The sequence below is a fragment of the Geodermatophilus sp. TF02-6 genome (assembly GCF_003319115.1).
In the GTDB taxonomy this organism is placed as follows: Bacteria; Actinomycetota; Actinomycetes; order Mycobacteriales; family Geodermatophilaceae; genus Geodermatophilus.
This window is the reverse complement of record NZ_QOHF01000015.1, coordinates 1-12219: the sequence shown is the minus strand read 5'-3', so window position 1 is coordinate 12219 and position 12219 is coordinate 1. Positions and strand designations below refer to the sequence as shown.

General features: G+C 75.9%; 13 protein-coding genes and 1 pseudogene. 10 read left to right on the top strand and 4 right to left on the bottom strand.

Features of this window, described 5'->3' with window-relative positions; all coding sequences use genetic code 11:
* Positions 1 to 93: 93 nt before the first annotated feature.
* The 6 genes and pseudogenes from egtA to egtE all read left to right on the top strand — a co-directional run bounded on the left by egtA (position 94) and on the right by egtE (position 5902).
* Positions 94 to 1341, top strand: a complete 1248-nt coding sequence (gene egtA, locus DQ238_RS14345; RefSeq protein WP_233495970.1) for an ergothioneine biosynthesis glutamate--cysteine ligase EgtA — start codon at positions 94 to 96, stop codon at positions 1339 to 1341.
* Positions 1338 to 2630 carry an ergothioneine biosynthesis protein EgtB gene (egtB, locus tag DQ238_RS14340; protein ID WP_113781954.1) on the top strand — a complete coding sequence of 431 codons (1293 nt, stop codon included), beginning with the start codon at positions 1338 to 1340 and terminating at the stop codon, positions 2628 to 2630. The genes egtA and egtB overlap by 4 nt, the downstream gene beginning before the upstream one ends.
* Positions 2631 to 2632: 2 nt before the next feature.
* Positions 2633 to 3346, top strand: coding sequence for an ergothioneine biosynthesis protein EgtC (gene egtC / locus DQ238_RS14335; protein ID WP_113781953.1), 714 nt, complete (start codon positions 2633 to 2635; stop codon positions 3344 to 3346).
* Entirely contained in the window at positions 3331 to 4314 is a 984-nt protein-coding gene (gene egtD / locus DQ238_RS14330; RefSeq protein WP_113781952.1) for an L-histidine N(alpha)-methyltransferase, read from the top strand. The genes egtC and egtD overlap by 16 nt, the downstream gene beginning before the upstream one ends.
* 100 nt (positions 4315 to 4414) lie before the next feature.
* A pseudogene (locus DQ238_RS14325) lies at positions 4415 to 4666 on the top strand (anti-sigma factor); the annotation flags it as partial.
* 105 nt (positions 4667 to 4771) lie between these two features.
* Positions 4772 to 5902, top strand: coding sequence for an ergothioneine biosynthesis PLP-dependent enzyme EgtE (gene egtE / locus DQ238_RS14320; protein WP_113781950.1), 1131 nt, complete (start codon positions 4772 to 4774; stop codon positions 5900 to 5902).
* A 71-nt stretch (positions 5903 to 5973) separates the two neighbouring features.
* Here the strand turns inward: egtE and DQ238_RS14315 are convergent, their stop codons facing one another.
* From DQ238_RS14315 to DQ238_RS14305, 3 genes are all read right to left on the bottom strand, one after another.
* Positions 5974 to 7356: an 8-oxoguanine deaminase gene (locus DQ238_RS14315; protein WP_233495968.1), complete on the bottom strand. Its 1383-nt coding sequence runs from the start codon at positions 7354 to 7356 to the stop codon at positions 5974 to 5976.
* A gap of 25 nt (positions 7357 to 7381) precedes the next feature.
* On the bottom strand, positions 7382 to 7876 hold the full coding sequence (locus DQ238_RS14310) for a hypothetical protein (protein ID WP_113781948.1): 495 nt from the start codon (positions 7874 to 7876) through the stop codon (positions 7382 to 7384).
* A 74-nt stretch (positions 7877 to 7950) separates the two neighbouring features.
* Positions 7951 to 8250 carry a DUF4333 domain-containing protein gene (locus tag DQ238_RS14305; protein ID WP_158550791.1) on the bottom strand — a complete coding sequence of 100 codons (300 nt, stop codon included), beginning with the start codon at positions 8248 to 8250 and terminating at the stop codon, positions 7951 to 7953.
* Positions 8251 to 8480: 230 nt separating this feature from the next.
* Here DQ238_RS14305 and DQ238_RS22845 point away from each other — a divergent pair, with 230 nt between their 5' ends.
* Positions 8481 to 8642: a hypothetical protein gene (locus DQ238_RS22845; RefSeq protein WP_158550790.1), complete on the top strand. Its 162-nt coding sequence runs from the start codon at positions 8481 to 8483 to the stop codon at positions 8640 to 8642.
* A 269-nt stretch (positions 8643 to 8911) separates the two neighbouring features.
* Here the strand turns inward: DQ238_RS22845 and DQ238_RS14300 are convergent, their stop codons facing one another.
* On the bottom strand, positions 8912 to 10045 hold the full coding sequence (locus DQ238_RS14300) for an epoxide hydrolase family protein (protein WP_113781946.1): 1134 nt from the start codon (positions 10043 to 10045) through the stop codon (positions 8912 to 8914).
* Between the two features lie 102 nt (positions 10046 to 10147).
* Here DQ238_RS14300 and DQ238_RS14295 point away from each other — a divergent pair, with 102 nt between their 5' ends.
* From DQ238_RS14295 to DQ238_RS14285, 3 genes are read left to right on the top strand one after another with little or no spacing between them, the layout of a single operon-like run.
* Positions 10148 to 10510: a GntR family transcriptional regulator gene (locus tag DQ238_RS14295; RefSeq protein ID WP_199506351.1), complete on the top strand. Its 363-nt coding sequence runs from the start codon at positions 10148 to 10150 to the stop codon at positions 10508 to 10510.
* Positions 10507 to 11412 carry an ATP-binding cassette domain-containing protein gene (locus DQ238_RS14290; protein WP_113781945.1) on the top strand — a complete coding sequence of 302 codons (906 nt, stop codon included), beginning with the start codon at positions 10507 to 10509 and terminating at the stop codon, positions 11410 to 11412. Before DQ238_RS14295 ends, DQ238_RS14290 begins: the two co-directional genes overlap by 4 nt.
* Positions 11409 to 12107 carry a hypothetical protein gene (locus tag DQ238_RS14285; protein WP_147263083.1) on the top strand — a complete coding sequence of 233 codons (699 nt, stop codon included), beginning with the start codon at positions 11409 to 11411 and terminating at the stop codon, positions 12105 to 12107. Before DQ238_RS14290 ends, DQ238_RS14285 begins: the two co-directional genes overlap by 4 nt.
* Positions 12108 to 12219: the final 112 nt, after the last annotated feature.

Here is a 12219-nt window from a genome sequence, read left to right as displayed (position 1 = left end):
CCGAGGACGGCCGCTCCGACGGGCCGCCCCCGCACCGACCCGCGGTCGACGTCGACCGGTCCGGACCTGGAGGGGGTGGGGCCCGTGGCCCCGGTGACCGAACTGTACGAGTCCGTCCTCGACCTGGACGCCGCGGTCGCGCACGTGGCCGCCGCCGCGCTGCGCCCCGGCCCGGTCGGCGCGGTGGGCCTGGAGCTGGAGGCGCACCTGGTCGACCTCGACGCCCCGGCGTCCCGGGTGCCGTGGCGGCGGATCAGCGCACTGGTGGGCGTGCTGCCCGCGCTGCCGGGCGGCAGCCGGGTCACGCTGGAACCGGGCGGCCAGGTGGAGCTGTCCGGGCCGCCGGAGCCGGACGTCGCCGGCGCGGTGACGGCGCTGCGCGCCGACCGGGCCGCCCTCGCCGCCGCGCTGGCTGCCGACCGGCTCGGGCTGGCGCCGGTGGGCGCCGACCCGCTGCGCCCGCCGCGGCGGGTCAGCCCGGCGGCTCGGTACACCGCGATGGAGCAGCACTTCGCCGCCGTGGGCTGCGCCGCGGCGGGGACGGCGATGATGGCCGGTACCGCGTCGCTGCAGGTCAACCTGGAGGCCGGGCCGTGTGCCGGCTGGAGCGAGCGGGTGGCGCTGGCCCACCAGCTCGGCCCGGTCCTGGTCGCCGTCTCGGCCTGCTCGCCGCTGGCCGCGGGCCGCCCGACCGGGGCGGCGTCGCACCGGCAGCGGGTGTGGGGTGACCTCGACCAGGCCCGCTGCGGTCCGCTGCTCGGCGGCGCCGACCCGGCCGGCGAGTGGGCCGAGTACGCCCTGACCGCGCCGGTGATGCTGGTGCGCGACCCGGACACCGGCGGCGCGGCGCCGGTGCGGGCCCGCGTCCGGTTCGCCGACTGGGTCACCGGCACCGCCCCGCTGGGGAGCCGGCGTCCCACCGCGGCCGACCTCGACTACCACCTGACCACGCTGTTCCCGCCGGTGCGGCCACGCGGCTACCTGGAGATCCGCTACCTCGACGCCGCTCCCGAACCGTGGTGGCCGGCGCTGGCGGCGGTGACGACGACGCTGCTCGACGACCCGGTCGCGGCCGGGCACGCCGCGGCGGCCACCGCCGGGGTCGCCGGCGCGTGGGACCGCGCCGCCCGCCTCGGCCTGGCCGACCCGGCGCTGCACACCGCGGCCCGGGCCTGCCTGGCGGCGGCCGTGGACGTCGTCCCGGCGGCCCTGCGGCCGGAGGTCGAGGCCCTCGCCGAGCTGGTCGACCGCGGCCGCTGCCCCGGCGACGCCCTGCTCGACACCGCCCGCCGCGACGGCCCCGGCGCCGCGCTCCTCTCAGCCACGGGAGACGCCCGATGACCGACCTGACCGAGATCCTGGCCCGCGAGCTGAGCGCCGCCCGGCAGCGCACGCTGCACCTGACCGACCACGACGAGCCGGAGCTGCTGCGCCAGCACACCCCGCTGCTCAGCCCGCTGGTGTGGGACCTCGCGCACGTCGGCCAGCAGGAGGACCTCTGGCTGCTGCGCCGCGGCGACGCCCGCCGCCCGGGCCTGCTGCCGGCCGACGTCGAGGCCCTCTACGACGCGTTCACCCACCCGCGCGCCGTCCGCGCCCGCCTGCCGCTGCTGCCACCGGTGGAGGCCCGGGCGTTCTGCGGGGAGGTGCGCGGCCGGGTGCTCGACCGGCTGGCGCGGTTCGGCGCGGAGGACGACCCGTTCGACGTCGCGATGGTGGTCAGCCACGAGCAGCAGCACGACGAGACCATGCTGCAGGCGCTGGGAGTGCGCTCCGGCCCGCCGCTGCTCGGCGCCGGGACGCCGCTGCCGCCCGGCCGCCCCGGTGTCGCCGGCACGTCGGTGCTGGTGCCCGGCGGGGAGTTCGTGCTCGGGGTGGACGCCGCCGACGAGCCGTTCTCGCTGGACAACGAGCGGCCCGCGCACGCCGTCCACGTGCCGGCGTTCCGGATCGGCCGGGTGCCGGTGACCAACGCCGAGTACGCGGCGTTCGTCGCCGACGGCGGGTACGCCGACCCGCGCTGGTGGTCCGCGCGGGGTTGGGCGCACCGGGTGGAGGCGGGGCTGGAGCGGCCGCAGTTCTGGGGCGCCGAGGGCACCCGCACCCGGTTCGGCGTCGTGGAGGCGCTGCCGGCGGACGAACCGGTCCAGCACGTCACCTTCTTCGAGGCCGAGGCCTACGCGGCCTGGGCCGGCGCCCGGCTGCCCACGGAGGTCGAGTGGGAGAAGGCCGCCGTCTGGGACCCGGCCACCGGGCGGCGGCGCCGCTTCCCGTGGGGCGCGGCCGAGCCGACGCCGGCGCTGGCCAACCTGGGCGGCGACGCGCTGCGCCCGGCCCCGGTGGGCGCCTACCCGGCCGGGGCGTCGGCCTACGGCGTCGAGCAGCTGACGGGTGACGTCTGGGAGTGGACCTCGTCGGCGTTCACCCCGTGGCCGGGGTTCCGGCCGATGCTCTACGCCGACTACTCCGCACCCTTCTTCGGCGGCGACTACCGGGTGCTGCGCGGCGGCTCCTGGGCGGTGGCGCCGTCCATCCTGCGGCCGAGCTTCCGCAACTGGGACCACCCGGTCCGGCGGCAGGTCTTCAGCGGGATCCGGCTGGCCTGGTCCGTCGACGAGATGGCCGCCTGACCGTGTGCCGCCACCTGGCCTGGCTGGGCCGGCCGCGCACGCTGGCCTCGCTCGTGCTGGAGCCGCCGTCCTCGCTGCTGGTGCAGTCGTGGGCGCCGCGCCGCCAGCGGTACGGCACGGTGAACGCCGACGGCTGGGGGGTGGGCTTCTTCACCCCCGGCCGGTCGCAGCCGGCGCGCTGGCGCTCGGCGCGGCCGCTGTGGGGCGACCCGTCCTTCGCCTCGGTGGCGCCGGTGCTCGCGTCGGGGTGCGTGGTGGCCGCCGTCCGGTCGGCGACGGTGGGCATGCCGCTGGAGGAGAGCGCGGTGGCGCCGTTCACCGACGGGCGGTGGCTGCTGTCGCACAACGGCCTGGTCGACCGCGCGGTGCTGCCCCCGGCGCGGGACGCCGAGTCGACCGTGGACAGCGCGCTGCTGGCGGCCCTGGTGTTCGCCCGGGGCCCGGAGCACCTCGGCGCGACGGTGCTCGAGGTGGCCGCGGCCGACCCCGCCGCCCGGCTCAACCTGCTGGCCGCCGACGGCTCCCGGCTGCTGGCCACCACGTGGGGCGACACCCTCTCCGCGCTGGTGTGCGCCGACGGGACCGCGCTGGCCAGCGAGCCGTGGGACGACGACCCGCGGTGGACCGACGTCCCGGACCGGCACCTGGTCGAGGTGACCCCCGACGGCCTGACGCTGACCCCGCTGACCCGAGGAGACCCGTGTCGATCTCGCTGACCAGCCACCTCGCCCCCGGCGACGCCGCGGACGCGCTGCGCGCCGATGCCCTCGCCGGGCTGACCGCGACGCCGAAGTCGCTGCCGCCGCGGTGGTTCTACGACGAGCGGGGCAGCGAGCTGTTCGACGAGATCACCCGGCTGCCGGAGTACTACCCGACCCGGGCCGAGCGGGCCGTCCTCACCGCACACGCCGGGGAGATCGCCGCCGTCTCCCGGGCCGACGTCCTCGTCGAGCTGGGCAGCGGGACGTCGGAGAAGACCCGCCTGCTGCTCACCGCGCTGCGCGAGGCCGGCACGCTGCGCCGGTTCGTGCCCTGCGACGTCGACCCGTCGGTGCTGCAGGCCGCCGGGGCGGCGATCACCGCGGAGTACCCCGGGGTGGAGGTCGAGGCGGTGGTCGGCGACTTCACCCGGCACCTGGGCGAGCTACCCCGGTCGGGACGGCGGCTGGTGGCCTTCCTCGGCTCGACGATCGGCAACCTGGAGCCACCCGAGCGGGCCGCGTTCCTCGCCGAGCTGGCCGGCACGCTGCAGCCCGGGGACTCGTTCCTCCTCGGCACCGACCTGGTCAAGGACCCGGCCCGCCTGCTGCGCGCCTACGACGACGCGGCCGGGGTGACCGCGGAGTTCAACAGGAACGTGCTCGCGGTGCTGGACCGGGAGCTGGGCGCCGACTTCGACCCCGCCGCGTTCGCGCACGTCGCGGTGTGGGACGCCGAGCGGGAGTGGATCGAGATGCGGCTGCGCTCGCGGGTCGACCAGGTGGTGCACGTGGCCGCCCTCGACCTCGACGTCGCGTTCGCGGCCGGGGAGGAGATGCGCACCGAGGTGTCGGCGAAGTTCCGCCGCTCCGGGGTGGAGGCCGAGCTGGCCGCCGCCGGCCTGGCCATGACCTCCTGGTGGACCGACCCCGACGGCGACTTCGGCGTCTCCCTGTCCGTCCCCGCCCTGTCCGTCCCCGCCTAGGAACTCGGCCGCCGCCGACCGGCGCCGCAGGGCCTAGGGTCGCGCCCGTGCCCCCGGACGACGCGAGGCGGCGCTCTCCGAGGCGCGGTCGGCGGCCCGCGCCGGCGGCCCGCTGGTCGACAGCGCCGTCGCCGACCCACCGGACGGCTTCTACGAGGTGTGGCTGCTCGACGAGGCGGTGCGGGGCCTCGTCCCGCTCGGCGTCGTCCAGGGCGGCGGCGAGGTGACCCTGCAGCTCCCGCCGGGGCTCGACCTCGGCGAGCACCCGGTCGTCGACGTCTCCGTCGAGCCGCTGGACGGCGACCCGGGCCACTCCGGGGTCTCGGTGGCCCGCGGCACCCTGGAGAGCTGAGCGGGCGCCCGCCTAGCGTGGTGCTCCGTGACCGAGCGTGCGAGGCCACGCAGGGGCAGAGCACCGTCGGGCACGGAACCGACGAGCGCCAACGAGGAGGATCCCGTGACCGCCCTCGACACCGACCTCGTGCACGAGGACCTCGGCGCCTCCTGGCGCTCCGTCCGACCCCGTCCGGCGGGCCGGCACCTGGACAGCGCCGCCTGCAGCCGGCAGAGCTCCCGGGTGCTCGAGGCCGCCGCGCACCACGCCCGGCACGAGGCCGAGCTCGGCGGGTACGTGGCCGAGGCGACCGCCGAGGACCTGCTGCAGCAGGGCCGCTCGGTCGTCGGCGGCCTGGTCGGGATGGCCGCCGCCGACGTGGTGTTCGTCGAGTCGGCGCAGGCCGCGCTGGTCACCCTGCTGGCCGGCTGGCGGCTGCCCGCCGGTACGCGGGTGGGCTGCCTGCCCGGGGAGTACGCGCCGAACGCCGCCCAGCTGCGCGCCGCGGGCCTGGCGCCCGAACCGCTGCCGGTGGACGACCTGGGGCGGGCCGACCTCGACGGCGTGGCCCGGCTGCTGGCCACCGACCCGCCGCGGCTGGTGCACCTGACCCACATCGGCAGCCACCGCGGCATCGTGCAGCCGGCCGCCGAGGTCGCGGCACTGTGCCGGGCGGCCGGGGTGCCGCTGGTGCTCGACGCCGCCCAGTCCCTCGGGCACGTCGACACCGACGTCGGCGCCGACATCGTCTACTCGACCTCCCGCAAGTGGCTGGCCGGCCCGCGCGGGGTGGGCCTGCTCTGCGTGCGCCCGGCGGTCGCCGCCGAGCTGACCCCGGTGCTGGCCGCGCCGGACGGCGTCCCCCCGCTGCGTGCCTTCGAGTCGGGGGAGGCGCACGTGGCCGGCCGGGTCGGTCTGGTGCTGGCCGTGGGCGAGCACGTGGCCGCCGGTCCGGCGCGGGTGCGGGAGCGGCTGGCCGCGCTGGGGCGCGCCGCCCGCGACGTGCTGGAGGGCGCCGCCGGCTGGCGGGTCGTCGAGCCGCGGGACGAGCCGACCGCGACCACGACCCTGCGCCCGCCGGACGGCGTCGACGTCGTCACCACGCGGGCCCGGCTGCTCACCGAACACGGCATCGTCACCACCGCGATCGAGCCGCAGCGCGCCCCGGGCGAGATGACCGGGCCGGTGCTGCGGGTCTCTCCGCACCTGGACGCCACCCTCGACGACCTCGAGGCCCTCGCCTGCGCCCTGTGACCGCCCTGGGCATGGGAAGCGATACCTGCGTCCTGGCGCGCCGGACGCCGGTATCGCTTCCCATGCCCAGGTCAGCCGGGAGGTACCTGCATGCGGGCGGCGACCCGGCGGTGCACGGCGAGCTGCTCGTCGAGCGCGGGGTGCACCGGGACACCGTCGTCGACCACGAACCGCCCGGCGACGACGGTGTGCCGCGCCGACACCGGACCGCAGCGCAGCCAGGCCTCCACCGGGTCGGACAGCGCGCCGGCGAAGCGGACGCCGTCCAGCGGCCACACGACCAGGTCGCCGCACGCCCCGACCGACAGCTCGCCGACCTCCCCGGCGCGGCCCAGGCAGGCCGCACCTCCGCGGGTGGCCATCTCCAGAGCGCCGCGGGCCGACGTGGACCCCGCCCCGTGCCGCAGCTTGCCCTGCAGCATCGCCGTGCGGGCCTCCAGCCACAGCGACGCGGAGTCCGCCGACGCCGACCCGTCGACGCCCAGGCCCACCGGCGCGCCGGCCGCCCGCAGCTCCGCGACCGGCGCCATCCCGCTGCCCAGGACCATGTTGGACGACGGGCAGTGCGCCGCCCCGACCCGCGCGACCCCGAGACGCTCGACCTCGGCCGCCGACGGCCACACCAGGTGCGCCAGCCACACCCGGTCGGAGAGCCAGCCGACGTCGGCCAGGTGGTCGACCGGGCGGCGGCCGAAGGTGGCCAGGCAGAAGGCGTCCTCGTCCTGCGTCTCGGCGAGGTGGGTGTGCAGGCGGACGTCGAGGGTCTCGGCCAGCTCGGCGGTGCGGGTCATGAGCGCCGGCGAGACGCTGAACGGGGAGCAGGGCGCCAGCGCGATCCGGGTCATGGCGTGCGGCGAGCGGTCGTGGTGGGCCGCCACCAGGCGCTGCGAGTCGGCGAGGATCGCGTCGTCGTCCTGGACGACGGAGGCCGGAGGCAGCCCGCCGTCTTCCACCGACAGCGACATCGAGCCGCGGGTGGGGTGGAACCGCACGCCCAGGTCCCGCGCCGCAGCCACCTCCGCCGAGATCAGGTCACCCGCTCCGCGCGGGTGCACGTACAGGTGGTCGGTCGAGGTGGTGCAGCCGCCGAGCGCCAGCTCGACGAGGCCCACGTAGGCCGACACGTACGCGGCCTGCTCGTCCAGCCGCGCCCACAGCGGGTAGAGGGTGGTCAGCCAGTCGAACAGGCCGCCGGTCAGCGCGGGGGCGAAGGCCCGGGTGAGGTTCTGGTACAGGTGGTGGTGGGTGTTGACCAGGCCCGGCGTGACCAGGCAGCCGCGGGCGTCGACCCGGCGGACGGCGTCCGGAGCGGGGTCGCCCGGCCCGCCGAGCCCGCTGACCACCCCGGCGGTGACCGCCACCCAGCCGCCGGCGATCTCGCGGCGGTCGTCGTCCACGGTGGCCAGCAGCTCGGCGTCGTGCACGAGCAGGTCCGCGGTCTGCGCGCTCTCCACGGTCGCCATCCTGCCCGCCGCGCGCTCACCGCAGGATCTCCACCAGCAGCACCCAGGCGTTGACCACAGCACCCGCGAAGCCGACCAGCAGCGCGGGCACCGTCCAGTACAGCCCGCCGCCGACGCCCGCGACCAGGCTCACGCCGGCTCCGAGCAGCGGTGCACCGGTCAGCAGCGTGATCACCGCGGGGATGACGACGGCGGGCAGCGGCGCGCCCGCGGGCCGGCCGCGCCGGAGCCGCAGCCCGCCGTCGACGCCGGCCAGCAGGAACCCGATGGCGGCCAGCTCGAGACCGAGCGCCGTCCGGCCCTGACCCGGGACGAGCACGAAGACCGCCGTCGCGAACAGGACCACCAGCACCCCGAGGGTCTCCCCCGCCCGCAGCGGCAGCCAGGCGACCCGCAGCACCTGCGCGATGTTGATCGAGACCGCGACGAAGAGCAGGCCGAGCAGCGCCCCGGCGGTCCCGGCGACGGCGAGGTACAGGTTCGACCACGGCGCGGACGTGTACGCGCTCATCCGTCCTCTCCCTCGTCCGGGGACGTGCGGACGCCGATCCCCCGGCCGGGACGACCACATCCGCCGGCCCGCCGCTACTGGGCCGGTGAGACGTCGAAGTGGGCGATCCCGTCCTCCACCGAGGTGACCGTGATCCGGAAGGCGAACACCCGCCCGGTCTGCGGGTCGGTGGCGCTGCACTGCGTGGTGGCGTCCACCACGGCGTCCAGGTCGCTCGGGCACGAGACCTCGGGCCGCACGCCGGCCTCCTGCTCGAGGGCCGCAGCGACCTGGGTCTCCAGCTCGTCCTGCTCGAGCGTGGAGCCGCACGCCGCCAGGACGAGCCCCAGGGCGGGGGCGGCGAGCAGGACCGGTCGGTGGCCGGAACGGTGCACGGTGCGCTCCACGACGGTGACGGAGGACGGTTGTCGACCCTAGCGAGGCGGACCGGTCCCGGACGCCACGTCGGCGGCGACCACCGCCCCGCCGAGCGCGGGGCTGACCAGGTCCGGCAGGGAGGCGGGGTCGGTCATCGGGCTCCTCGGGTCGGGGTCGGGCGCACGCGGGTCACTCTGGCACGGCGTGGGTAGGGCAGCCGGTGTTCACGAACCACTGAGGAGGATCCGTGTCCGAACCCACCGACGACCTGCGCGAGCGCGCCCGCCAGCACGTCGAGCAGCTGCCCGCCGAGACGGCCCTGGGCAACCCCGACCCGGCCGGCGGCGTGATGGACGACCCCAAGGTGCTCGATGAAGCCGCCCGCGAGGAGGGCGAGCAGCAGGCGTGACGATCAGGCGCCTCCCCGGCTGAGCAGCCGGCCGCGGGGGCGCCGTCCGCCGGTCCCCCGCACGGCCCGGTCCGCCGCACCCGGCGAGCGCGGCCGGCAGCATCTCGATCACGCCCTCGGCCGGCACCACCTCGCCGGGGACGACGCCACCCGCGCTCGGCGAGCCCGCGCTCACGGGATCGGTTGGTGGACGCTCACCAGCTTCGTCCCGTCCGGACCGGGACCGGGCACGGACGCTGTCCGGGCCGTGTGACGGTTCCGTTCCCGCGTCAGCGCAACGGGCGGAAGAACTCCCGGACGTCGTCGACCAGGACCTCCGGCTGCTCCATCGCGGCGAAGTGGCCGCCCCGCTCGTGCTCCCGCCACAGCCGCAGGTCGGGGAACTGCACCTGCGCCCACTCGCGCGGCGGCGAGAAGATCTCGGAGGGGAACTGCGACACCCCGATGGGCACGCGGACGGTCGGGGTGCGCTCCGCCGGCGCCTGGGCCATCTCCCAGTACATCCGCGCCGACGACGTCGCCGAGCGGGTGAACCAGTAGGTCGAGACGTGGTCGAGGATCCGGTCGGCACCGAGCACGCCGACCGGGTCGCCCCCGGTGTCGGTCCACGACCAGAACTTCTCCAGGATCCACGCGCACTGCCCGGCCGGCGAGTCGGTCAACCCGTAGCCGAGCGTCTGCGGTCGGGTGCGCTGCTGCTGGTTGTAGGCCGCGTCGACGGCCCGGTAGTGCCGCTCGCGCTCCAGCGCCCGCTGCTCCCGCTCGGAGAACTCGGTCCGCCCCTCCGGCGGGCCGGTGACCACCATGTTCAGGTGGATCCCGACGACCCGGTCGGGGTGGCGGGCGGCGAGGTTGGCCGAGACGAACGACCCGATGTCCCCGCCCTGGGCGCCGAAGCGGTCGTACCCCAGCCGGGTCATCACCTCGGCCCACGCGTCGGCGGTGCGGGCCAGGCCCCAGCCCGGCGCGGTCGGCTTGCCGCTCCACCCGAACCCGGGCAGCGAGGGGACGACGACGGAGAAGGCGTCCCGCGGGTCCTCGGGGTCGGTGAGCGGGCCGAGGACGTCGAGGAACTCGAACACCGACCCGGGCCAGCCGTGGGTGAGGACCAGCGGCAGCGCGCCCTCGTGCGGCGAGCGTGCGTGCAGCAGGTGGATCGGCAGGCCGTCGACCTCGGGGAGGACCTGGGGGACGGCGTCCAGCCGCGCCTGCCGCGCCGACCAGTCGTAGCCCTCAGCCCAGTACGTGCAGAGGTCCTGCAGGTACCCGAGCGGCACGCCCTGCGACCAGTCCTCGACCGTCTCCGGCTCCGGCCAGCGCGTGGCGCGCAGCCGGCGACGCAGGTCCTCGACCGCCTCATCGGGGACGTCGACGGTGAACGGCGGGAGGGCTGCGGCGTCCATCCGGTCACCGTAGTGGCCTTGCGCACACCCCGCCGAAGGTTCTACGGTTCATTACATGAGTAATGGACCAGGGAACCTGTGGGGTCCTCCGCGGGACCCGGCGTGATCGAGGACGGCGGCCCGATCTTCCGGCAGGTCGCCGCGCTGGTCGAGAACGCGATCGTCGACGGCTCCCTCGCCGAGGAGAGCCAGGCGCCCTCGTCCAACGAGCTGGCCGCCTTCCACCGCATCAACCCCGCCACCGCCGCCAAGGGGCTCAACCAGCTGGTGGCCGACGGGGTCCTCTACAAGAGACGAGGAGTCGGGATGTTCGTCGCCCCGGGCGCCCGTGAGCAGCTGCTCAAGCGGCGGCGCAGCGAGTTCGCCGACCAGTACGTCCGTCCCCTGATGGCCGAGGCGCGCAAGCTCGGCATCTCCGGCCGCGAACTCGCCGCGATGATCGACCGCTGGGAGGAGGCGCGATGACCGCCGCGGCCGCCGTGCACGACGTCACCATGTGGTTCCGCGGCCACACCGCCCTGGACTCCGTCAGCACCGCGTTCGAGGCGGACGCCATCACCGGCCTGCTCGGCCGCAACGGGGCGGGCAAGACCACGCTGATGCAGCTGCTGACCGGTCACCGCCTGCCCACCCGTGGCCGGGTCGAGGTGTTCGGGGCTACCCCGTACGAGGACGACGCCGTCCTCGCCCGGGTCTGCTTCGTCAAGGAGGGACAGCGCTATCCGGACCAGTTCCGCGTGCGGGACGCGCTCGGTGCGGCCGCCACGGTGTTCCCCGGGTGGGACGCCGACCTGGCCGCCGACCTGGTCCGGGACTTCGACCTGCCGCTGCGCCGGCCGGTGAAGAAGCTCTCCCGGGGCATGGTCTCGGCGGTCGGCATCGTCATCGGGCTGGCCTCCCGGGCCCCGCTGACCCTGTTCGACGAGCCCTACCTGGGTCTGGACGCCGTCGCCCGCCGGCTGTTCTACGACCGCCTGCTGGCCGACTACGCCGCACACCCGCGGACCGTGATCGTCTCCACGCACCTCATCGAGGAGGTCGGGGACCTGCTGGAGCGGGTGGTGCTCCTCGACACCGGACGGGTCGCGCTGGACGCCGACGCCGAGTCGCTGCGTACCAGCGCGGTCACGGTGACCGGGCCGACCGCCGAGGTGCAGGCCTTCGCCCGCCGGCACGAGCTGCTGCACCTGGAGTCCCTCGGCGGGCACAGCCGTGCCGTCGTCCGCAGCCGTGCCGACGACGTCCCCGCGGGGCTGGCCGTCGAGCCGACGTCGCTTCAGCAGCTCGTGGTCGCCCTGAGCCTGCGCGGCCACACCGTCCCCGCACCCGCTGCCGCCCCCGACGACCTCGAGGAGGTCCCACGATGAAGCGTGTGCTCGCCGCCGCCCGTCTGCACCTGGTCAACCCGCTGCAGGTCCTCGGCATCCCGTGGGGGATCGTCGCGCTGAGCTTCGGGGTCAACCTGGTCATCTGGGCGCTGACCGACGTCGGCAGCCAGCCCACGGGTGGCTTCACCGCCGGCGTGGTGTCGCTCTACATCACGGTGACGGTCATCTTCGCCCTGGCGGTCACGCAACTGCTGCCGTTCGCCATGGGCATCAGTCTCAGCCGGCGCACCTTTTACCTGGGGACGGCGCTCGTCGCCGTGGCGCAGTCCTTGTGGTACGGCGTCCTCCTGTCCGTCCTCACGGCGATCGAGGACGCCACCGGCGGCTGGGGCGTGGGCCTGGACTACTTCGCGCCGGCGGGACTGGACGTCGACAACGCCGCGCTCCAGATCCCCGTCTCCGGCGCACCCATGCTGGCGTTCGCCTTCGCGGGAGTGGGGATGGGCGTGATCGCCAAGCGCTGGGGGCCGGCTGGGATCTGGTACGGGATCACCGGGGCGATCGTGGTCTTCGGTGGGCTGGCCATCCTCTTCACGTGGCGTCGCGCGTGGGACGACCTCGGCCGGTGGCTCACCGAGCAGTCGGTGCCTGCGGTCGCTGTTGTTCTGCCGGTGGTGGTTGCCGGGGTGTTCGCTGTCGTGGCCTGGGTGGGTCTGCGCCGGGTGGTCCGGTAGTCCTGCTGGTCTGGTAGTCCTGCTGGTCTGGTAGTCCTGCTGGTCCGGTAGTCCTGCTGGTCCGGTCGTCCTGCTGGTCTCGTAGTCCTGCTGGTCCGGTCGTCTGGTGGGT